Source organism: Schaalia cardiffensis, from assembly GCF_016405145.1.
In the GTDB taxonomy this organism is placed as follows: Bacteria; Actinomycetota; Actinomycetes; order Actinomycetales; family Actinomycetaceae; genus Pauljensenia; species Pauljensenia cardiffensis.
On record NZ_JAEKIA010000011.1, the window covers coordinates 11543 to 31820 of the forward strand.

Below are 20278 nucleotides of genomic sequence, written 5' to 3' on the forward strand. Positions count from 1 at the left end.
GGCTCTTCCTTTTTGACGAGGGCGGGGGCTCGTGTTCTTTTGAGGCCATTGCTCGCGGGGCGGCTTCATGAGATGCGCGTGCTTCTCGGCCGACGGGGTGCAGGGGTGGCGATGCCAGCGCTTCTTCGCTGAGAAGTGTGCTCCTCAGGGGAGAGTGCGAAGGGGAAGAGACTCGTAATAGAACAGGTGTTCGATAGGCTGTGGGGGTGATCCACAATGCTCCTGCCGCTTACGCCGAACTTCATGCGCATTCCGCATTCACCCTGCTCGAGGGCGCCGACTTGCCCGCTGCGCTCGTTGAAGCTGCAGTGAAACTCGGCCTGGAAGGGCTGGGGATCCTCGACATTGACGGCACGCATTCCGCCATCCAGACGACAACTGCGGGCAGAAGACTCGGCATGCCCATCATTCACGGCGCAGAACTCAGCCTCGACCCGACAGGTCTTCTCGAGGCCGAGCACGATGCTGTGAATCCCGGATGGGGGCTCGCCCCGGGGGCCGAAGACCCAGGAATCCGCCTCCCCATCCTCGTTTCGAGCCCACAGGGGTACACGGCGCTCAGTTCGGCGATGAGCGCCCACGCTCTTGCGCGCCCCGGTGTTCGAAAGGCTGCCCACCTCATTTCAGAACTTGCCGACGCGAAGAAGGACTGGCTTATCCTCTCGGGAACGCGACGGGGTCCACTTCGCCGTGCCCTCCACTCGGGCGGCATCGAGGGGGCGAGAAGAATGCGTGACTTCCTCATCGACGCTTTCGGTGAAGAACACCTCCTCATTGAATCCGCCCTGACGCCCACTGATGACCCCCAGCTGGGAGACGTGCTTGCCTTTCTCGCACAAGAACGCGGGCTCCGACTCCTCGCAACGGGAGCGGTTCGCTGCGCGACTCCTCGCTCCCAGGGGCTTGCGGATGTTCTTGCGGCAATACGGATCGGGAAGCCCCTCGGGCGCGTCGAGCCTCATCTGGGTGCATTCCCGCCCTTTCTGCGTTCGGCGCAAGAGATGCTCCGCATTCATCATCGCAATCCCCAAGCCGTGTCCCAAGCTGCTCACATCGGAGGTGAAATCGCCTTCGACCTGCGTCTTCTCGCCCCGCGCCTGCCGCGTACCCACATACCGGAGGGATACAGCAACGCCTCTTGGCTCGCAGAACTCACCAGGCGCGGGGCCCTTGAACGCTACGGGACACGCGAGAAGCATCCGCGCGCCTGGGAGACGATTGAGCATGAACTTGAGGTTATTGAGACTCTCGGATTCTCCGGCTATTTCCTTATCGTGAAAGAGATCGTCGATTTTTGTCAGGAGCGTGGGATCTTGTGTCAGGGACGCGGCTCGGCTGCGAATTCGGCGGTTTGCTACGCCCTGGGGATCACTGCGGTCGACGCTGTTCGACATCGCCTTCTTTTTGAGCGTTTCTTGTCGACGGGTCGTTCCTCTCCGCCCGATATTGACGTTGATATCGAAGCTGGGCGTCGAGAGGAAGTCATCCAACACGTCTACGAGTTCTACGGGCGCGAGCGGGCCGCTCAAGTTGCGAATGTCATCACCTATCGGCCCAGATCCGCTATAAGAGACGCCGCTCGCGCCCTCGGATACCCTGCGGGGCTCGCTGCTGCCTGGTCGAAGGGGATATCTCGTCACTCCTTTGCGTCCCTGGAGGAAAACAGGGCTAAGGGGAGTGGGCGGGGAAAGAAAGAGGACGAAGACGGGGCAGAAAGGAAGGAAGAGGAGGGAGCAGGAAGGAAAAGGGTCCAGACGCGGGGGAGTGGGAGTGAAGGGAGTGGGGCTGAAAAGGATGAAGGCAACTCGGGGGCGCCCCCGCTCGTCCTCTCTGTCGCCTCCGCGCTACACAAACTCCCCCGACACATGGGGATCCACTCAGGTGGCATGGTGCTGAGCGATCAGCCGGTTTCGGGGATCTGCCCGATCGTGTGGGCGGCGAAAGAGGGGAGGAGCGTTCTGCAATGGGACAAGGAAGATTGCGCGGACGCGGGACTCGTGAAATTCGACCTCCTCGGGCTGGGAATGCTCTCCGCCCTGAGAATCGCTTTCGAGCGACTGAGGGAACGTGGAGTTCTTGGCAGGAACGGATCGCCATTGGGGCTGCATAATCTGCCCGAAGAAGATCCAAGAGTGTACGAGCTCCTCTGTGCGGCAGACACCGTCGGCGTCTTCCAAGTGGAGTCGCGCGCACAGATGAACACCCTTCCCCGGCTCGCACCCCGCTGCTTCTACGACATCGTCGTAGAAGTCGCCCTCATCCGCCCCGGCCCCATTCAAGGCAGGGCCGTGAACCCCTATCTGCGTCGACGCAGGGGCCGAGAAGAAGTCTCCTACCTGCATCCCCTGATGCGCCCCGCCCTTGAGAAGACCCTGGGGGTCCCCCTGTTTCAAGAGCAACTCATGCAGATCGCGATTGACGTCGCAGGATTCACTCCCGCTCAGGCTGATCGTCTGAGAAGGGCAATGGGTGCGAAACGATCTCCTGAACTGATGGAGGAACTCCGCGGGCCCCTCATGGAGGGGATGAAGGCTCGCGGCGTGGAAGAACAAGCACGAGAGGGGATATTCACTCAACTCAAAGGATTCGCGGACTTCGGTTTCCCCGAATCCCACGCCTTCTCCTTCGCGCACATTGTGTACGCCTCCGCATGGTTGAAAGTCCATCATCCGGAGGAGTTCTATGCGGCGATCCTTGCCGCCCAGCCGATGGGTTTTTACAGTCCGGCCTCCCTCGTGCATGACGCCCGAAGGCATGAGCTCTCCGTCCTCGCTCCCGATGTCAACGCCTCTGAGCTTGAGGCAAGCGTCGAGTTCTCAGCAAATAGCGATCCGCGTGCGAGAACAGGCGTCGGCGGGGAGGAGGGTCATTGCGCGAAAGCAACTCCTTCGGCGCCAATGAGCCCGCAAAGAGGAAGAAGCGATCAAAGAGGAAGCTGCACTCACAGGGGAATCGGCACTCACAGAGGCACCGGCCGCGAAAAGGGAATAAGCCCGGAAAGGGGAATCAGCCTGGAAAGGGGAAGGGACATCGATACCGCGGGTTGGCTTCGGAGTGAAAAGACAGAAGCGCCGCCCCCGAGTACAGCCCCGATCCGTCTCGACACGACCCCTGGTGCGCATGTGCGTCTCGGTCTCAACGACATCTCCGGCCTGGGCGCCGATGCCGAAGCGATCCTTGAAGCGCGCAGGGAGGGGCCCTTCACCTCCGTGGAGGACCTTGTCATCCGCGCCCAACTCGACGAGCCCTCGATCGTCAGACTCGCGAAGGCAGGAGCCCTCTCAAGTCTTGGCATCTCACGGCGAGAAGGAGTGTGGGCAGCAGGGGCCCTGGGAGTCTCCTCCTGGATTCAACCCTGCCTGCCCGGCACTCAAGTGGGCGCAAAAGCTCCGCTTCTGCCGGAGATGAACGAGGAGGAGGCCCTCATCAGCGACTATCAGTCCATGGGTCTTTCACCTCAGCGTCATCCTTTCGAGTTGCTGCGCGACGAACTCGCTGAGCGCGGAGTCCTTGTGGCCCAGCAGGTGGGGGCTGAGCACTGTGGTGAGGTGATCTGCGTTGCGGGCATCGTGACTCACAGGCAGCGGCCCCACACCGCCCAGGGAATCATTTTCCTCAGCCTCGAGGATGAAACGGGGATTGTGAATATTTCCTGCTCGCCGGACATGTGGAATGCGCATAAGGGGATTGCGCTCGGATCGAAGGCTCTTGAGATACGAGGACGGGTCGAATACGGGGATGGTGCCGTGAGCATCACGGCCCACCGGATGAAGGCAATCGCCCTGCCCGTGCACACCTCTTCACGGGACTTCAGATGAACATCACCTATAGGAAAGAGGAGGCCAGGTGCATAACGAAGCAGCTGCAAGACAATGTGCAAGCAGCGAAAGAGTGGCCACAATCGGCACTGAATGGAACAGTGCGTTGCAACGCGCTTGAAGCAAAGGAAACAACGCGTGCAAGGAGGCGCACAAAACCCTCTGGAAGGACTATCTCAACGCCAAAGCGAGGTCCTCGCCAGTAAAGAAACCCGCATCGTGACCCCGTAGTGCGGTGAAAATGAGACGCCCTCACTCGGGCTCTGAAAGTCCGAGAAGCTCAGCAAGCTCTTGAGGAGAAGAAACACGGGCCGTGCACGAATCCAAATCACCCGGCTGCGCATACCCCCAACTCACACCAATGACATCAATCCGAGCTAAAGCGGCTCCTTCGACATCCCAAATGGAATCCCCGATGAGGACCGGGCGGGACACATCATGACCTTGAGCTTCAAGTCGACTCAAGGCATCGGCGATGACACTCGCCTTCGTGGAATCACGCCCCGGAGTCGCACCGGCGACCACATCAAAAGAATCCTCGAGCCCCAAGTGCGCAATCTGCGCAAGAGCCATGGGCTGCTGCTTCGAAGTGGCCGTGGCAAGAGGAAAACCAGCCGCGTGGAGGAGGGAGATGAGGTCCGTGATTCCGGGGAAAGGAAGGGGCTCAAGGTAGAACTCAATGTATGTGCGTCGATAAGAGGTGACGAGCTCTTCAACAAGATCACCCTCGAATCCCAGATCAGTGAAAGACCACCACAAGGGCGGACCAACATACTTCATGAGCGCCGATTCTTCAGGAACCGGGAATCCCCTTGACGAGAGCACGATCCCGAAGACTTTCGTCACGACGGAGGCTGAATCAACGAGGGTCCCGTCAATATCAAAAAGAACGCTGCTCCAGCGTGAGTGTGAACTCATCGGGATCTCCTTAGATGTGCGTTGACGAGCATCTTCGGCAAGGAATGCGACGAGGGTGAGCCTCTTTGTCGCGGTTATGATGATCGTCATGATCCAGCAGGACGAAGCTTCACGATATACGACGCCCGATTCATCGGATAAGCACGACCCTTCGGATGCGGAAGGCACGAGGATGTGTGCCTGGAGGATCTTCTTCGAAGCATCCGCCCGTCTTCAAGGGATCCTTGAGAACCGCTTGAAGCGCCAATTCGGCTTGACCCTGTCCGACTACAATGTCCTGCTCGCCCTCTGGGAGTCTCCGCATCATGCGCTCCGCATGGGAGAACTGGCCCAAAGAGTGATCTTCTCCCCTTCGCGATTGACCTACATCACGACTCATCTTGAACGTGACGGGTGGATTGAGAAGACGAGCGTGAAGGAGGATCGACGCAGCTCCTGCGCGTGTCTGACCTCACAGGGTGAAGAGGTTGTGAAAAAGGCGAACGCACTTCACCAAGGGATGATCCGCGAATACCTCCTCGAGGGCTTCAATGAGGAGGAAATCTGCGACATCGTGCGAATCGTCCAGGGGTTTGGCGACAAACTCTCCAAGATCCGCGCCTGAGTTCACTCATTCACCGCGAAAGGTGAATTCGGCCAGATCCGGCGAAAAACCCTGCTGGGAGCCTCAATCATGGACCTCGATTTGGTATTCGAAGGTGAGATCGTGTTAGAGTCTTCCTCGTCCGAAGCGAGGGAAACTTCGCTGAGAACACGCAGTCACCTGCGCGGGTGGCGGAATAGGCAGACGCGCTAGCTTGAGGTGCTAGTCCCCGTATTAGGGGGTGGGGGTTCAAGTCCCCCTCCGCGCACGATGAGAGCCCGGGGCTTTAGCTCCGGGCTCTCCTGTTATGTTCACAGCCTCTTGAGCCAAGGAGGAACCCTCGTGCATATCGATGTATGGGCGGAGCTGAGCTGCCCCTGGTGTTATCTCGGCATTCGCCACCTTCGGCGCGCCCTCGCCGAGTTCCCCCACGCCACGCAGGTTGAGGTCTGCCTGCACGCCTTCCTCCTCGAAGCAGAACTCGACCACGCCCTCGACGTCCCCAGGAAAGTTCACCGCATTGAGGACCTCGGTGAGAGTCTCGACGAGGTCCTCGCCGAGGACGCCCGCTTGGAGAAACTCGGAAGAGCGGAGGGGATCGTCTTCGACTTCGACCATGCGATCGTCGCCCCGACCACAAGCGCGCATCGTGCAGTCGCGGCCGCCACGGACTTCGACCTCGTCAATGACACGAGCTGCGGAGCAGATACGAGCGCCTTGAAGCTCGCCGAGGCGATCGGACGCGCATATTTCGAAATGGCGCTCGACATCTCCGACCCGGATGTGCTCATCGGATGCGCCCAAGACATCGGCATGCCCGCCGAATACGTCGTCGAAGCCCTCGCCTCAAGCGAGTACGCGTCCAGAGTCTTCTCAGACTTCCAGATCGGCATCCAAATGGGGATCGGGTGCCTGCCGACCTACCTTTTCGACCGCCGCTTCGTCGTCGAGGATCATCAAACGGTGACGGCGCTGAGCAACATCTTGGCAACCGCCTACGAGAACTCGGGAAAGGATCTTTGAAGATGCCCCAGGAAGAGCCGCGCCTGATCGGAGAAACGCTTATCCTCACGCCGATCACGAGCAAGGATGCCAAGGAGCTGTGCGAGTGCCTCCAAGATCCTCGGATCAGCGAGACGACGAGCGTGCCCTTCCCCTACACCCTCGACATGGCCCGGGAGAACCTCGCCGAATCTGAAGAGAAATGGGCGAAGGGAAGCGCAGACTTCGCGATCAGGAGCGCAGCTGACTCGGCGCTGCTCGGACGCATCGAACTCATCCGTTCCCCGAGAACCCCCGAAGCCTGCGAAATCGCCTTCTTCATTCGCCAAGACCAGTGGGGCAAAGGATTCATGACCGAGGCCGTGGGCCTCGCGCTCGACTACGCCTTCGGACACATGCGCGTCGAACGTGTCGAATGGCGCGCCCAGGTCGGCAATTGGGGATCCTGGAAACCCGTGTGGCGCAATGGCTTCACCCGGGAGGGAGTGCGCCGTTGCCTCAAGGGCCCGGACCAGTGGACTGCGGCCCTGTTGAAGACGGATCCTCGAAAACCCGTGGCTCCCTGGGACGGGCCGGGAGCTGGCCGCGGCCCCGCCCTCGACCCCTCCCAGCCTCAAAAGCTCGTTGAACAATTCCATCGGACCTATTCGATGCCGGTGCGCCTGGGGACGGGGAATGCACCGACGATCGACTACGAGCGCATCCACATGAGGATGTCGCTCATCCAAGAAGAGTTCGCCGAGCTCATGGGCGCGGTCTACGGGGCAGCCGCTCGCTCCATCGTGGAAGTCGCGAGCGAGCAGGCGGTCGATTCAGATGATTGCACTCGTGATCTCATTGAAACGGCCGACGCCCTCGCCGACCTCGTTTATGTCATCTACGGGATGGCGATCGAATCGGGGATCGACCTCGACAAGGTCCTCGCAGAAGTACAGGCCTCGAACCTGTCGAAGCTCATGCCCGATGGTTCCGTCAAGCTTCGTGAAGACGGGAAAGTCTTGAAAGGCCCCGGTTTCTTCGCCCCGAATATTCGCCGCGCCCTCGGACTCGACGCCGAGAACTAAGCCTTGCGCTTCAAATTCGCTCATCGTCCCAGGCGAGGAAGCGAAGGCAATGACACAATACGTACAGCTCGACACATTGAAGGAGAACACCATGGCTCGTGTTGTCGTCATCGGCGGTGGATACGGCGGAATCACCGTCGCGAAGGGCCTCGACCCGATCGCCGAGGTCGTCCTCGTTGAACAGAAGGACCAGTTCGTGCACCACGCAGCCGCTTTGCGTGCCGCCGTGGACGAGGTCTGGGAACAGGCGATCTTCATGCCCTACACAAACCTGCTCACCAGGGGGCGTTTCGTTCACGGCACCGTCTCGCGCGTCGAAGGCACCACCGTGCATGTTTACGGGCACGACCCGATCGAGGCTGACTACCTCGTGTTCGCCACAGGCTCGACCTACCCCTTCCCCGCGAAGTACTCCTCGTCGAATTCGGCGGTCGCGAGGGCGCGCCTCGCCCAATTGCATGAGAACTTCAAAGGCGCACGCTCCGTGATGCTCGTCGGCGGTGGCACGGTCGGCATTGAATTCGCCGGGGAACTCGCCCACACCTTCCCCGGGATGGAGATCATTATCGTCGAGAAGGAAGACACGATCCTTTCTTCGCCCGGATACTCCGAGGAACTGCGCGAAGAGATCTCCGCTCAGCTCGCCGAACTCGGCATACGCGTGATCACCGGATCCGAACTCGCTTTCCTTCCGCCGCATAATGTCGGCGAGCTCGGACACTTCCAGGTCTCGACCCTTGGCGGTGAGCAGATCGAGGGTGATATCTGGTTCCAGTGCTATGGGGCGGCTGCGAACACGGGCTATTTGCACGGCACCGACTATGAGGAGTTCCTCCACCCCAATGGCACCCTCCGGGTTGAGAAGAGCCTGCAGGTCGTGGGCCATGAGCGCAGCTACGCCGTCGGTGACCTAACGGATGTGCGCGAGTCGAAGAGAGCGGATGCGGCGCGCCAGCAGGCTCGAGTCGTGATCGCCAATCTTTCCGCTCTGATCGCAGGGGAGCCCCCTGAGGCCGTGTATGAGCCGACGAAGGAGTGGGTGATTTTGCCGCTTGGCCCGAATATGGGCGCTTCGCAGCTTGTAGACGCCGAGGGCGTGTCGCGCATCGTCGGTGCGGATCAGACAACGGAGATCAAGGGGGCTGATCTCATGGTCTCCGTTATCCGCTCGCAACTCAATCTTCCCTGATCGAATCGTGTTCTCAAGGCTAGGATCGAAGCATGACTGAGGATCCCCGCGGCGCTCTCGAGCGCCTTATCACAGCGTTTCATGAGCATTTTGCCATCGCCCGGCAGGGGGATGACGCGGATGCTGAGGCCTTGGAATCGGCCGAGGAAACGCTGCGTGATGCTTTCTTCACTTACGATGATGAGCTTTTCACCGGTTTCGGCGTTGAACTGCCCTTCGATCTTCTCGACGACGATTACGACGAGGACGAAGACTACGACGAGGATTTCGAGGACGACGAGGATTCCGATGATGGTTTCGTCGACGTTGATGACTGATTTTTCGGCGTGAGACCTGGGGCCTTGGACGTTGAGTCCAAGGCCCCAGCTGCGCCTCTACGGGCCTTCACAGACCAGCGATCTCATCAAGCACCCTCCTGATCGGCTGGGGAAGAGGAGCACCCCCCTCGAGGATCTGCTCCAATTGGCGGGCAGTCCTCGGCCCAATGAGAGCAGTCGTCACACCAGGAGCGTCTTTCGCCCACGTCAAGGCCACATCCAGGGGCGTGCGATCCAAGCCTTCAGCGGCCCTCACCACGCCCTCGGTGATGGCGCGATTTTCCGTATCAAGGAAAGGATCGACGAGCGCACGCATCCGCGCCGAAGCAGCCCGAGAATCCGGGGGAGTGGAATGGCGGTATTTTCCGGTGAGAACCCCACCTGCGAGAGGAGAAGCTGCGATCACCCCGATACCCGCATCAGTGACCCGATTGCGAAGCTCGAGGCTCTCGCTTGCCGTGAGAATCGAGAAAGGCACATGGATCGCGGCAAGGGGAATGCCTTTGAGGGAGTGAAGAAGAGTGAGCGCTTGAGCTGCATCCCACAGTCCAAAGCCCGCGAGACCGATGTAGTGCGCCCTTCCGCTTCGATAAGCGGTTTCCACAGCCCCGAGAGTCTCCTCCACAGGGATGGAAGGATCATAGGAGGCGAGCCACAGATCAACATCGTCGACCTCGAGACGGGCAAGGGCATCGTCGAAAGAACGGAGCATGTCCCCGCGCGCCCCCGAGGATGCCCAACTCCCATCGGGAAGACGCCGGGCCCCTCCACGCAATGCGAGGACGAAACGATGGCGTCCGAGCGGGCGAATCGCTTCGGCGCACACATCGAGCGCACGCCCATCACCATCCAGGGGACCGCATTCAATGAAGGATCCCCCTTCGTCGGCGAAACGGGCGAGCATATCAACGGCCTCAGCCGCCTCGGTGTCTCGCCCCCAGGTGAGGGTGCCGAGTCCCAAGTCGGAGACGCGAAGGCCACTTGATCCGCACTGGCGAAAGTCCATGTGGCCAGGGTAGCCGTGTTCGGTTCCACACCGCGATCGGGCATCGTGAAAGCGGTGAAGGCGCGCCTCGCCCGTAGGGTGAGAACATGACGTGGTTTGATGCGATTTTCCTCGGTCTGGTCCAAGGCCTCACCGAATTTCTCCCGATCTCCTCCTCCGCGCACCTGCGCATCCTCGGTGAACTCGTGGGCAAGGAGGATCCGGGCGCGGCCTTCACAGCAATCACCCAGATCGGCACAGAGACTGCGGTGGTCATCGTGTTCTGGAAGGACATCGTGCGGATCCTTTCGCACTGGTGGAAAGCCCTGCCGTTCATCCCAGCTGCGAAACGCCTGCCCTCTTCAGATCCGGATGCCCGCATGGGGTGGATGATCATCCTCGGTTCTTTGCCGATCGGCATCCTCGGGCTCCTCCTGCAGGACTGGATCGACACGAGTTTTAGGAACCTGTGGATCACGGTCGTCATGTTGGCCCTTTTCGGCGTGCTCCTCGGCTTCGTGGATTCGAAGATGCGTCAGGTCCGCACACTCGATCGCATGTCGTGGCGCGATGCAATCCTCTACGGCCTCGCCCAGGCGATGGCCCTGATCCCAGGCGTGTCGCGTTCGGGTGGGACGATCACCATGGGACGCGCCCTCGGGTATACGCGCGAAGCCGCCGCACGCTACTCCTTCCTCCTCGCAATGCCCGCAGTCTTCGCTTCGGGCCTGTACAAGGTGTACAAGGTCTTCTCAGGCGGAGATGTGGTCGCCGTCCCGCAGACGGCGGTCGCGACACTCATCGCTTTCCTCGTCGCCTGGGCGGTCATCATCTGGTTCTTGAAGCTCGTGTCGACGAAGTCCTATAAGCCCTTCGTCTACTACCGGATTGGCCTTGCGATCGTGGTCGCCGCCCTCTTACTCACAGGTGTTCTCATGCCCGCCTCCACCGCAGGGCTCGCCTGATGTTGCCCGAAGCCCTCCTCCTCGACCAAGACGGCACCCTCATCGACTCCGAACCTCTGTGGGAACAGGCCGAGGCGGAGATGATGCGTTCCCTCGGGGGCGAGTTGACGCGTGACATGCGCGAGAAGATGATCGGCGGTCCGCTGCGCACCACGATCGACATCATGCTTGAGGCGACGGGCGCGAATCGTGATCCTCAGGAGTTGGAGATCCAACTCGTGTCCGAGGTCGCTCGACTTGTCCAATCGGGGGGAGTGCCGTGGATGCCGGGCGTTCATAGCCTCTTCAATCGGATGAATGCGGCGGGAGTGCCCCTCGGCCTCGTTACCTCCTCGTGGCGTCAGATCGCTGATGGGGTTGCCCAGGCCGCGCCAGAGCCGGGTTTTGCCCGCATTGTGACGGGTGAGGATATCGCTCGGCCCAAACCAGAGCCGGACGCTTATGTGAAGGCTGCGCGTCTTTTCGGGGCGGATATCCGCAGATGCGTCGCCGTCGAGGATTCTTTGACGGGGATTCGATCGGCCCTCGCGTCGGGAGCAATCGTCGTCGTGATCCCCGGGGTTGTGGATGTCCCCGCTTCACCGGCCTACTCGCGTGTGACATGCCTTGATGATGTGAGCATTGAGCTGCTTGAGGCGCTCATGGCGGGGGAGCGCTTCGACCTCCTGTGAGGCCAAGGCACAAGGGGGGCACGACCCCGCCCGCGCCGCACAGGCGTCTTTTTGTTCTTGTGCATCGCTTGCGAGTGCATGCCTCCGCCTGCGGCACATATGCGCCTCTTCGACCTAGCACATCGTTTGTGAGTGCGTGTCTTCGTCCGCGCCCCTCGCAGGAAACCTAGGCCCTCTCCATCAGCTGAGCCCCGCACACCAACGGGTCCTGCCACGAGCCTATCGTCGTCAGACACCCGAGTGCGCAGCTCAGGACACTCTTCACGACACCCTGGTACGCAAGAGACGCTCGAATCCCCCCTCAGGGGGCTCGGGGGCCCGCCCCTCGAAAAGAGGACACAGGTGCTTGACACCGCACCAATTGCACAGCGGATTGCGGCGAGGCATGAACTCCCCGCGCCTGGCATCCGCTTCAATACGCCCCCACAACTCAGAAATCTGATCGCTAAAACGCGCAATATCACCAGGATCGGGGTCGAAAGTAAGGACCTGCCCCGACTTCAAGTAGAGGAGCTGAGTCCTGGCGGGCAAACGATCCGTCAACTGCAAGAGCAGAGCGTAGAAACGCATCTGGAAGAGCGCCTCATCCTGGAAACGCGGCGAGGGCGCACGGCCCGTCTTGTAATCCACAACCCGCAGATCCCCCGCAGCAGAACGATCAATCCGATCAATGAAACCGCGAAGACGGATCCCATCCGCAGTGACAGCATCGACCAACTGCTCACGGGCCGCGGGCGCAAGCCACTGGGGATCCTCAATCGAAAAATACGCGGTGACGATCTTACGGGCCGACTCGAGCCACGGGCCCTCTTCCTCGGGGGCCTCAAAAACAAAGAGAACCTCAGGAGAGGACACCTTCTTCGCATCCCATTCCTTTTCCAGCAGTCCGATCGCGGCCTCGACGCTGCGCTCTTTGAAAGGAAGATCGTAGAGGCGCTCCAACACCGAATGCACGAGAGTCCCCAGCGCAGTCGCCTTGCTCGGCGGGTCGCTGATCTTGTCGACGACATGGAGACGGTACTGATAGGGGCAGCGCTCGTACTCCTTCGCGCGCGAAGCTGAAAGAGCGGGGCCCTTCAGGCCCTGGGTTCGTGGCGTCGGAGAACTCATGACTCAACGCTAGCGCGCCCCATCTTCATCTGCGGATCTCACAAGGGGCGAAGCAGCCTTGGAGGATAGACTGAACAGGATGAATGAGACCCCCACGCCTGACAACGCCCCCGCCGCGCACATCCAGCAGACTCGACTCAGCCAGCAGACTCGACTCGGCCAAGAGAATCGGCGCGGCCCCCTTGCCGAGGGCGATCGCGTCCAAGTCAAAGACCCCAAGGGACGTTTTCACCAGATCATCCTCGTGCATGGCGGGAAGTTCCAATCAAACCGCGGAGGCTTCTTACACGACGAAGTCATCGGCCGTCCTGATGGCCAGGTCATCATCACCGAGGAAGGACGCGAATTTCAGATCATGCGGCCCCTCATGGTCGACTACGTCATGTCAATGCCCAGGGGCGCGGCCGTTGTCTACCCCAAAGACGCCGGCGTCATCACCCATATGGGTGATATTTTCCCCGGCGCGACCGTTGTCGAAGCTGGAGCCGGTTCGGGAGCCCTGTCGATGGCGCTCCTCAACGCCGTCGGCCCAGAAGGCCACCTCATCTCCGTCGAGCGCCGACAAGAATTCGCCGATATCGCCAGAGCGAATGTCGATCTGTGGTTCGGGGCCGCTCACCCGGCCTGGGATCTGAGAGTCGGGGACCTCGCCGCCGAACTCGCCACAATGGAAGAAGGCAGCGTCGACCGGGTCGTTCTCGACATGCTCGCCCCCTGGGAGAACATCACGGCGATCACCCGAGTCCTCGCACCCGGCGGCGTCCTCGTCTGCTACATCGCGACCGTCACGCAGCTCTCGCGCCTCATGGAGGAACTACGCGGCGCCCAATGCTTCACAGACCCGATCACCTGGGAGGACATGCGCCGCGAATGGCATGTCGACGGCCTCGCCGTGCGCCCCGTACACCGCATGGTTGCCCACACCGGCTTCCTCCTTTCAACTCGGCGCCTCGCTCCCGGGGTCTCGCCTCAAACCCGTTCGACTCGTCCCGCAAAGTCCTCAGAAGGACTCGGGGGCCAATGGGACGAGGAAGACTCCTGGTCCGATACGGCGGTGGGCCTGAGAACAGCTTCCGAGAAGAAACTGCGCAAAGTCCGAAGGGACGTGCAGGCGAAGGCCGAAGCCTGGGTCGAGGGGAAGAAGAACACCGATGAATGAGGATCTCAAGGCTGAGCCCACGGAGGACATGCGCCGCCTCATCGTCTCCCTCGAGGAGAAGAACGATCGCCTCGCGAAAGCCCTCCATCAGGCGCGCGGTGAACTCGTCAAAGCACAGGCGCAACTCCTCGAAGTGAATCGTCCACCGCTTACTCTTGGGATCTTCCTCAACGCCGACATCGCTTCCCGGCAGATCGAAGCAGTCGTCAATGGGCGCCACATGCGCCTCGCCGTCTCCCCCTCATTGGACTTGCACAGCCTCGCCTACGGTCAGCGCATCCGCATCGACGACAACCTTGTCGCCGTCGCTCCTGACCGTTTCCAACGCACAGGCTCGATCGTCTCCGTCCTTGAACTCGTCGGAAACGATCGCGTCCTCGTTTCAGGGGAGGGCGGGCAAGAGCACATGCTGTTCCTCGCGGGCCCTGTGCGTCACGGCAACCTGCGCCCCGGCGACTCCCTCGTAGTGGACCTGCGTTCGGGAATCGCCTTGGAACGCATCATCCGCTCCGATGTCGAGCAACTCCTCACCCCGGAGATTCCGGACACGAACTACGAGGACATCGGGGGCTTGGACGAACAGATCGCCCAGGTCCGCGACTCGATCGAATTGCCCTTCACCCACCCCGAGATGTACCGCGCCTACGGTCTACGACCCCCCAAGGGCATCCTCTTGTACGGTCCGCCGGGCTCGGGCAAGACTCTGATCGCGAAAGCCGTCGCGAATTCCCTATCGAAGGCGGGCAGCGGGAAACGCACCTACTTCCTGTCGATCAAAGGACCGGAGCTTCTCAACAAGTTCGTCGGAGAGACGGAGCGGCAGATCCGCGCGATCTTCTCGAGGGCGCGCTCCCTGGCCGCTGGGGATGTGCCCGTCGTCGTGTTCTTCGACGAAATGGAAGCGCTTTTCAGGACCCGCGGAACCGGTGTCTCCTCCGACGTGGAAACCATGATCGTCCCCCAGCTCCTCGCGGAAATGGACGGGGTTGAAGCCCTCGACAATGTCGTCATCATCGGAGCCTCGAACCGGGCCGACATGATCGACCCTGCGGTCTTGCGGCCTGGTCGTCTTGATGTGCGCATCCGCGTCGAACGGCCCGACCGGGTCGGAGCGCGAGACATTTTCACGAAATACCTCACCCCCAGGATTCCGATCCGTGAAACGGAAATCGCGGCCCACGGCTGCGCAGAAGCCGCGGTCGATCACATGATCGACCAGGCCGTGGAACGTCTCTTCGTCACAGACGAGACGAGCGCCCTTTTTGACGCGCGCCTCGCCTCGGGGCGGACACAACGGATCTACTTCAGGGATGTCATCTCAGGGGCGATGATCGCGGGAATCGTGGAGCGGGCGAAGAAACTCGCCATCAAAGATGCTCTCAAAGGTGAAGAACACGGCCTGTCAGTGGCCCACATCCTCTCAGGCGTTCACGAAGAGATGCGCGAGTCGGTGGAACTGGCCCAGACCTCCTCCCCGGAAGATTGGGCACGCACCATTGACCTTCGAGAAGAGATCGTTGCGATCTCACAACTCAGAGGAGGGGATGAATGAGGATCATCGGGACTGAAACCGAATACGGCGTCTACCGGCCCGGTGACCCCTGGGCGAACCCGATTGCCTTGTCGACTCAAGCCGTTCGCCTCTACGCTGAGATCTCCCGGCACGGTACCGAGGCCGAGGGCGCGGCGCCGGTGCGTTGGGACTACACGGCAGAAGACCCCCTCAACGATATGCGCGGCATGCGTCTATCACGGGCGGCAGCCGACCCCTCCCTGTTGACGGACGATCCCTACCATTTGGCGCCTTCGGGCGGCTCAGAGACGATCGCGCGCCCAAGTCCAGAAGAGCTCGCCCTTCCCGCGCAAACCACAGCGGTCTTGAAGAACGGTGCGCGCCTCTACGTTGACCACGCGCACCCCGAATACTCCTCCCCGGAGGCGCTCGGCGCATTCGACGCCGCACTGTGGGACCGTGCGGGCGAAGTCATCGCCCGGCGCATCATGGAACGCGCCCAAGCCGAGGGCACGCCCCTGGTCCTCGTGAAGAACAACACCGATGGGAAGGGCGCCGCCTACGGAACCCATGAGAACTACCGGGTCCAACGCAGCGTCGACTTCGAGGACATTGTTCGGGGGATGACGCCCTTCATGGTGACGCGCCCCGTGATCTGCGGAGCCGGGCGCGTCGGCCTCGGGCAAAAGTCCCAGATCCCTGGGTTCCAAATGTCGCAGCGCGCGGACTTCGTTGAGAACGAGGTCGGTTTGGAAACGACCTTCAACCGTCCGATCATCAACACTCGCGACGAAGCCCACGACGACCCTGCGAAACACCGCAGATTCCACGTCATCGGCGGCGACGGCAATCTTTTCGACGTGTCGATCCTGCTCAAACTTGGCACGACATCCCTCGTGCTTTGGGCCATTGAACAGGGGCTCGGCCTCGAATGGGAAGCCCTCGGCCTCGACGACCCGGTTCAAGAAACCTGGAACGTCTCCCACCACCCCGAGCTCGATTATCAGATCGCAACCGCTGGGGGACGCTCCTATAACGGGGCAGAACTCCAGCAGCTCTACCTTGATCTGGTCCTGGCGACCTTCGAGCGTCTCGGAACCACTCCCGACGAGGTCGACGCCCGGGTCCTTGAAATGTGGCAATCCGTCCTCGACCGGATGCGCGCCGATCTTTTCTCAGTCGCCGCAGATGTCGAATGGGTCGGAAAATACCAGCTGCTCGCCCGCGCGCGCGAGCGAGCAGGCTGTGAATGGTCAGACCCGAGGCTCGCGGCAATGGACCTGCAATGGGCGGATCTTCGCCCCGAGCATTCCCTCGCGATGCGCCTCGCGAAGGCGGGGCGCGTCACGAGGCTCTTCACCGAGACACAGGTTGAAAAGGCGGCAGACACTCCTCCGACGAACACCCGCGCCTACGGGCGCGGCTTGGCGGTCGCCCAAAGAAAAGACCTTGTGAAGGCATCGTGGACCTCCCTCGTCCTCGACCCCGGGGTGGGCGACCTGATCCGTCACCCCATCGCCGATGCCGCGAGCAGCGGCGAACTGTGAACCCAAGGAGAACACACATGGACAGCAGGCAGATCTTCGCCCCCTCCGGCCCGGACAACGAGCCGGAGGAACTCGGCGGTGCAGGCCAGGTTCAGGCCTTCACCCAGTCCCTCGATGATCTTCTCGACGAAATCGACTCCGTCCTCGAAACCAATGCAGAGGCCTTCGTTCAGGGCTTCGTGCAGAAGGGCGGCCAGTGAGGTGAGGCGCCGAGTCGTCGGAATCGAGACCGAGTACGGGCTCATGGCCGCCACCGCCGAAGGCGGAGCTTCCAGCATGGACGCCGAGCACGCGGCAGCGCAGCTCTTCAACCCCTTCCTTCGCGCAGGACGATCCTCCAACCTCTTCTTGAGGAACGGGGGACGCCTCTATCTCGACGTCGGCGCCCACCCTGAATATGCGACCGCGGAATGCGACCGCCTCGAAGACCTGCTCGAACAAGACCGCGCAGGTTCGCTGATTTTGGCTGAACTTGCCCTCGAAGCCGATAAGGCCTTCGAAGAACTCGGACAGCCTGAAAGGCTGCACCTATTCCGCAACAACCTCGATTCTCAGGGCAATTCCTGCGGCTGCCACGAGAACTACCTCCTGCACCGCAGACGCGACTTCCGCCAGGTCGCCGACGCCCTCGTCTCCTTCTTCACGACCCGTCAGATCCTCGTCGGCAACGGCAAGATTCGGCACAGCGCTTCAGGGGCGGCACTGAGCTTCTCCCAACGCGCCGAACAGATGTGGGACATGGTCTCCTCCGCGACGACGCGTTCACGACCGATCATCAACACCCGAGATGAACCCCTCGCCGATTCGGGCTCCTATCGACGCATGCACGTCATCGTTGGCGACACGAATGTCGCAGAGCCAACGAGCGCCCTGAAGATCGGCATGACGGAGCTGCTTTTGCAGGCCGTGGAAGACGGACTTGTCATTGAGGATCTCGCTTTGGCGGACCCGATGCGGGCGATCCGCGAGATCTCAGTGGATCTGAGCGGCTCAACGCGGATCGAATTGGCCAATGGCCGCTGGGCGACTCCGATCGAGATTCAAAAAACGATCCGCGAGCGCGTGCTTGACTCCATTGACCCGGATTCAATGGATGAGATGCACCTGTACCTCGTCGACTTGTGGGGGCGCGGCCTCGACGCGATTTCAAGTGGCGACTGGTCCACTGTGGAAACGGAACTCGATATTGCGATCAAGCGCAAGCTCTTATCGACCTACGCGGCGAAGATCGGCACGACACTTGCAGACCCCAGAGTCGCGCGACTCGAACTGTCGTACCACGACATCACCGCCCAGGGGCTCTTGCCAAAACTCGAAGGCGCGGGCCTGGTCAAGCGCCTCACCTGCCCTGAAGGTGTCAGGCGCGCGATCACGACGCCCCCGCAAACGACCCGTGCGCGCCTGCGGGGCGCGATCATTGGCGCAGCGGAAGATGCTCGCGCCGATGTGAGTGTCGACTGGGTGCACGCCCGATTGGATGACCATATGACGCCCCCGCTCTCCCTCCAAGATCCTCTGGCAAGCGAGGATCCGCGCGTCGACGCTTTCATTGAGAAGATCTACGATCACGCCCCGGTGTTGCCAGCATGAGCTCTCCTTTCCCTGATCGACGCCACAGGAAACGTCCGAAGAAGAGGCGCCTGCCTTGGGTTCTCCTCGGCCTCGTTCTTGTGCTGCTTTTCAGCTTGGGCGTACTCGCAGTCCTGCGCCCCTGGGAAGAAGCGACAGACACGGCCCAATCAGCGCCCCTCGGGGCTTTGGATGCGGTGTCTGTTTCCGGGCGCGCGGGAGCGACCCCCGTCATCTCTTTGACGAGACCACTGACAGTTGGGGCCCTGAAATTCAGAGTCCTGGAAAACGGGGAGGGCAGGGACATCAGCTCGGGTTCCCCGGTGCTCTTATCCCTCAGTTCTTTCGACGGGACTTCCGGAGCGTCAAAGTCCCCAAGGGGGCGGCCCCGCCTCGTCGTCGGGCATGCGCATCCCGAAGCACTCGGCGTGGATCTGGCGAGCCTGGTCATCGGCCAGAAGGAAGGGGCCCGGATCGTGACGATCCGTCCCCTCGGTTCTCAGGCCGATGGTACGACGCCAAGTGAGATCACAGTGATCGATATTCTCGCCTCGAGCGCCTACGGGGATGAGAACACTGGAGAACATGCGGGGCCCCTTCAGGTTGAGATGACCGCGGACGGCCCCCTCGTCACTCACGATGCGAGTGTGCCGAGGGGGACGAGCGTCCAAACGCTCATCCGCGGCGACGGCCCCCAGGTGAGGGAACATGATCGCGTTGTCGCACAGTATGCCGTGATCGGATGGTCCGATTCCCTCGTCCGCTCGTCGACTTGGCTCGATGGGATGCCCCAACTTGTTCCCCTCGACTCGACGATGAAGGGACTTTCGGAGGCTCTGGTCGACCGCAGGGTCGGTTCACGCCTGGCGATCACGGTCCCACCCGATCTTGCTACCGGAGATGACACCTTGTGCATTGTCATCGATATTCTCGGAACGGAGCCCGCCGGGGAGGATGAGCCCGAAGCTGAGGACGAGTCCGCGCGTTGAACAGGGCGGGGTGACGAACGCCCACTTTTCTGGACTGCGCTCGAAGAAGCCGCATCCGGGCAACTAGGATCAGAGCATGCCCGTAGCTTTGCGTATCATCCCCTGCCTTGATGTTGATGCTGGTCGCGTCGTCAAAGGCGTGAATTTTGAGAATCTTCGCGATGCCGGGGACCCGGTGGAACTCGCCTCCCGCTACAGCACAGAAGGCGCTGACGAAATCACCTTCCTCGACGTTTCGGCCTCCTCACAGGGACGCGCCACAATGCTCGATGTCGTCGCCAAGACCGCCGAAGAGGTTTTCGTGCCGCTCACGGTCGGAGGTGGGGTCCGCAGTGTCGAGGACGTGGCCCGCCTCCTCGCCCACGGCGCAGACAAGGTCGGCATCAACACGGCCGCGATCGCAGACCCTGATCTCATCTCAAGGGTCGCGGATCGTTTCGGCGATCAGGTCCTCGTCCTGTCCGTTGACGCACGCAGATGTCCCGAGGGCGTGACCACGGCCTCCGGTTTTGAGGTGACGACCCACGGCGGCAAACGCTCCACCGGCATTGACGCCCTCGAATGGGCTCTGAAAGCCGCTTCCCTTGGCGCAGGGGAGATTCTGTTGAATTCCATGGACGCTGATGGGGTGCGCACGGGTTTCGACCTTGAGATGCTCACCGTGTTCCGCTCCGAAGTCACCATCCCACTGATCGCCTCCGGGGGAGCGGGCACGGTCGAGCATTTCCTGGAAGCGGCGCGAACGGGCGCGGACGCGCTCCTAGCCGCTTCGGTGTTCCACTTCGGCGAAGTTGCGATCTCAGACGTGAAGAACGCGCTTCACAAGGTGGGCTTCGAGGTCCGCATCTGAGGACCACCGGGGCCGGGGCCCTTCGCTGT

General features: G+C 61.4%; 18 protein-coding genes and 1 tRNA gene. 16 read left to right on the plus strand and 3 right to left on the minus strand.

Annotated features, from left to right (window positions below; all coding sequences use genetic code 11):
• Window positions 1–206 precede the first annotated feature (206 nt).
• Window positions 207–3818 carry a DNA polymerase III subunit alpha gene (gene dnaE, locus JFX23_RS07195; RefSeq protein WP_198776330.1) on the plus strand — a complete coding sequence of 1204 codons (3612 nt, stop codon included), beginning with the start codon at window positions 207–209 and terminating at the stop codon, window positions 3816–3818.
• Window positions 3819–4070: 252 nt separating this feature from the next.
• Here dnaE and JFX23_RS07200 read toward each other — a convergent pair whose 3' ends face one another.
• Window positions 4071–4826, minus strand: coding sequence for an HAD hydrolase-like protein (locus JFX23_RS07200; RefSeq protein ID WP_198776331.1), 756 nt, complete (start codon window positions 4824–4826; stop codon window positions 4071–4073).
• On the opposite strand from JFX23_RS07200, the gene JFX23_RS07205 reads away from it, so the two are divergent.
• The 6 genes from JFX23_RS07205 to JFX23_RS07230 all read left to right on the plus strand — a co-directional run bounded on the left by JFX23_RS07205 (window position 4825) and on the right by JFX23_RS07230 (window position 8891).
• Window positions 4825–5340, plus strand: a complete 516-nt coding sequence (locus JFX23_RS07205) for a MarR family winged helix-turn-helix transcriptional regulator (protein ID WP_005963609.1) — start codon at window positions 4825–4827, stop codon at window positions 5338–5340. The two genes, JFX23_RS07200 and JFX23_RS07205, sit on opposite strands and share 2 nt — an antisense overlap.
• Window positions 5341–5501: 161 nt before the next feature.
• A tRNA-Leu gene (locus JFX23_RS07210) sits at window positions 5502–5587 on the plus strand.
• Window positions 5588–5661: 74 nt separating this feature from the next.
• A complete protein-coding gene (locus JFX23_RS07215; RefSeq protein WP_040314123.1) occupies window positions 5662–6342 on the plus strand; it encodes a DsbA family oxidoreductase in 681 nt (226 codons plus the stop codon).
• A 2-nt stretch (window positions 6343–6344) separates the two neighbouring features.
• The gene (locus JFX23_RS07220; RefSeq protein WP_005963613.1) at window positions 6345–7385 is read left to right on the plus strand and encodes a GNAT family N-acetyltransferase; all 1041 of its coding nucleotides are present in this window, start codon (window positions 6345–6347) and stop codon (window positions 7383–7385) included.
• Between the two features lie 91 nt (window positions 7386–7476).
• A complete protein-coding gene (locus JFX23_RS07225) occupies window positions 7477–8574 on the plus strand; it encodes an FAD-dependent oxidoreductase (protein WP_198776376.1) in 1098 nt (365 codons plus the stop codon).
• Window positions 8575–8606: 32 nt separating this feature from the next.
• Window positions 8607–8891 carry a DNA primase gene (locus JFX23_RS07230; RefSeq protein ID WP_198776332.1) on the plus strand — a complete coding sequence of 95 codons (285 nt, stop codon included), beginning with the start codon at window positions 8607–8609 and terminating at the stop codon, window positions 8889–8891.
• Between the two features lie 67 nt (window positions 8892–8958).
• Here JFX23_RS07230 and JFX23_RS07235 read toward each other — a convergent pair whose 3' ends face one another.
• Window positions 8959–9897: an aldo/keto reductase gene (locus JFX23_RS07235; RefSeq protein ID WP_198776333.1), complete on the minus strand. Its 939-nt coding sequence runs from the start codon at window positions 9895–9897 to the stop codon at window positions 8959–8961.
• An 86-nt stretch (window positions 9898–9983) separates the two neighbouring features.
• Between JFX23_RS07235 and JFX23_RS07240 the strand changes: the two genes are divergently transcribed.
• Entirely contained in the window at window positions 9984–10841 is an 858-nt protein-coding gene (locus JFX23_RS07240) for an undecaprenyl-diphosphate phosphatase (protein ID WP_198776334.1), read from the plus strand.
• Window positions 10841–11512, plus strand: coding sequence for an HAD family hydrolase (locus JFX23_RS07245; RefSeq protein ID WP_198776335.1), 672 nt, complete (start codon window positions 10841–10843; stop codon window positions 11510–11512). Before JFX23_RS07240 ends, JFX23_RS07245 begins: the two co-directional genes overlap by 1 nt.
• A gap of 261 nt (window positions 11513–11773) precedes the next feature.
• Here JFX23_RS07245 and JFX23_RS07250 read toward each other — a convergent pair whose 3' ends face one another.
• A complete protein-coding gene (locus JFX23_RS07250) occupies window positions 11774–12622 on the minus strand; it encodes a RecB family exonuclease (protein ID WP_198776336.1) in 849 nt (282 codons plus the stop codon).
• A gap of 79 nt (window positions 12623–12701) precedes the next feature.
• Here JFX23_RS07250 and JFX23_RS07255 point away from each other — a divergent pair, with 79 nt between their 5' ends.
• The 7 genes from JFX23_RS07255 to hisF all read left to right on the plus strand — a co-directional run bounded on the left by JFX23_RS07255 (window position 12702) and on the right by hisF (window position 20249).
• Window positions 12702–13781 carry a tRNA (adenine-N1)-methyltransferase gene (locus JFX23_RS07255; RefSeq protein ID WP_233050671.1) on the plus strand — a complete coding sequence of 360 codons (1080 nt, stop codon included), beginning with the start codon at window positions 12702–12704 and terminating at the stop codon, window positions 13779–13781.
• Window positions 13774–15333, plus strand: a complete 1560-nt coding sequence (gene arc, locus JFX23_RS07260) for a proteasome ATPase (RefSeq protein WP_198776337.1) — start codon at window positions 13774–13776, stop codon at window positions 15331–15333. Before JFX23_RS07255 ends, arc begins: the two co-directional genes overlap by 8 nt.
• Window positions 15330–16841 carry a depupylase/deamidase Dop gene (gene dop, locus JFX23_RS07265; protein ID WP_198776338.1) on the plus strand — a complete coding sequence of 504 codons (1512 nt, stop codon included), beginning with the start codon at window positions 15330–15332 and terminating at the stop codon, window positions 16839–16841. The genes arc and dop overlap by 4 nt, the downstream gene beginning before the upstream one ends.
• Window positions 16842–16858: 17 nt before the next feature.
• The gene (locus JFX23_RS07270; RefSeq protein WP_005963634.1) at window positions 16859–17041 is read left to right on the plus strand and encodes a ubiquitin-like protein Pup; all 183 of its coding nucleotides are present in this window, start codon (window positions 16859–16861) and stop codon (window positions 17039–17041) included.
• Between the two features lies 1 nt (window position 17042).
• Complete coding sequence (gene pafA / locus JFX23_RS07275) at window positions 17043–18431, plus strand: Pup--protein ligase (RefSeq protein ID WP_198776339.1); 1389 nt, start codon at window positions 17043–17045, stop codon at window positions 18429–18431.
• Window positions 18428–19399 carry an FKBP-type peptidyl-prolyl cis-trans isomerase gene (locus JFX23_RS07280; RefSeq protein WP_198776340.1) on the plus strand — a complete coding sequence of 324 codons (972 nt, stop codon included), beginning with the start codon at window positions 18428–18430 and terminating at the stop codon, window positions 19397–19399. Before pafA ends, JFX23_RS07280 begins: the two co-directional genes overlap by 4 nt.
• A gap of 76 nt (window positions 19400–19475) precedes the next feature.
• Window positions 19476–20249 carry an imidazole glycerol phosphate synthase subunit HisF gene (gene hisF / locus JFX23_RS07285; RefSeq protein WP_198776341.1) on the plus strand — a complete coding sequence of 258 codons (774 nt, stop codon included), beginning with the start codon at window positions 19476–19478 and terminating at the stop codon, window positions 20247–20249.
• Window positions 20250–20278 lie beyond the last annotated feature (29 nt).

What these genes read in the sequence shown, in the direction of transcription:
- JFX23_RS07205 (WP_005963609.1), top strand. Translation starts at nt 4,825, where the DNA reads ATGATCCAGCAGGACGAAGCTTCACGATATACGACGCCCGATTCATCG.
- JFX23_RS07200 (WP_198776331.1), bottom strand. Translation starts at nt 4,826, where the DNA reads ATGACGATCATCATAACCGCGACAAAGAGGCTCACCCTCGTCGCATTC.
- JFX23_RS07220 (WP_005963613.1), top strand. Translation starts at nt 6,345, where the DNA reads ATGCCCCAGGAAGAGCCGCGCCTGATCGGAGAAACGCTTATCCTCACG.
- JFX23_RS07225 (WP_198776376.1), top strand. Translation starts at nt 7,477, where the DNA reads ATGGCTCGTGTTGTCGTCATCGGCGGTGGATACGGCGGAATCACCGTC.
- JFX23_RS07230 (WP_198776332.1), top strand. Translation starts at nt 8,607, where the DNA reads ATGACTGAGGATCCCCGCGGCGCTCTCGAGCGCCTTATCACAGCGTTT.
- JFX23_RS07235 (WP_198776333.1), bottom strand. Translation starts at nt 9,897, where the DNA reads ATGGACTTTCGCCAGTGCGGATCAAGTGGCCTTCGCGTCTCCGACTTG.
- JFX23_RS07240 (WP_198776334.1), top strand. Translation starts at nt 9,984, where the DNA reads ATGACGTGGTTTGATGCGATTTTCCTCGGTCTGGTCCAAGGCCTCACC.
- JFX23_RS07245 (WP_198776335.1), top strand. Translation starts at nt 10,841, where the DNA reads ATGTTGCCCGAAGCCCTCCTCCTCGACCAAGACGGCACCCTCATCGAC.
- JFX23_RS07250 (WP_198776336.1), bottom strand. Translation starts at nt 12,622, where the DNA reads ATGAGTTCTCCGACGCCACGAACCCAGGGCCTGAAGGGCCCCGCTCTT.
- JFX23_RS07255 (WP_233050671.1), top strand. Translation starts at nt 12,702, where the DNA reads ATGAATGAGACCCCCACGCCTGACAACGCCCCCGCCGCGCACATCCAG.
- arc (WP_198776337.1), top strand. Translation starts at nt 13,774, where the DNA reads ATGAATGAGGATCTCAAGGCTGAGCCCACGGAGGACATGCGCCGCCTC.
- dop (WP_198776338.1), top strand. Translation starts at nt 15,330, where the DNA reads ATGAGGATCATCGGGACTGAAACCGAATACGGCGTCTACCGGCCCGGT.
- JFX23_RS07270 (WP_005963634.1), top strand. Translation starts at nt 16,859, where the DNA reads ATGGACAGCAGGCAGATCTTCGCCCCCTCCGGCCCGGACAACGAGCCG.
- JFX23_RS07280 (WP_198776340.1), top strand. Translation starts at nt 18,428, where the DNA reads ATGAGCTCTCCTTTCCCTGATCGACGCCACAGGAAACGTCCGAAGAAG.
- hisF (WP_198776341.1), top strand. Translation starts at nt 19,476, where the DNA reads ATGCCCGTAGCTTTGCGTATCATCCCCTGCCTTGATGTTGATGCTGGT.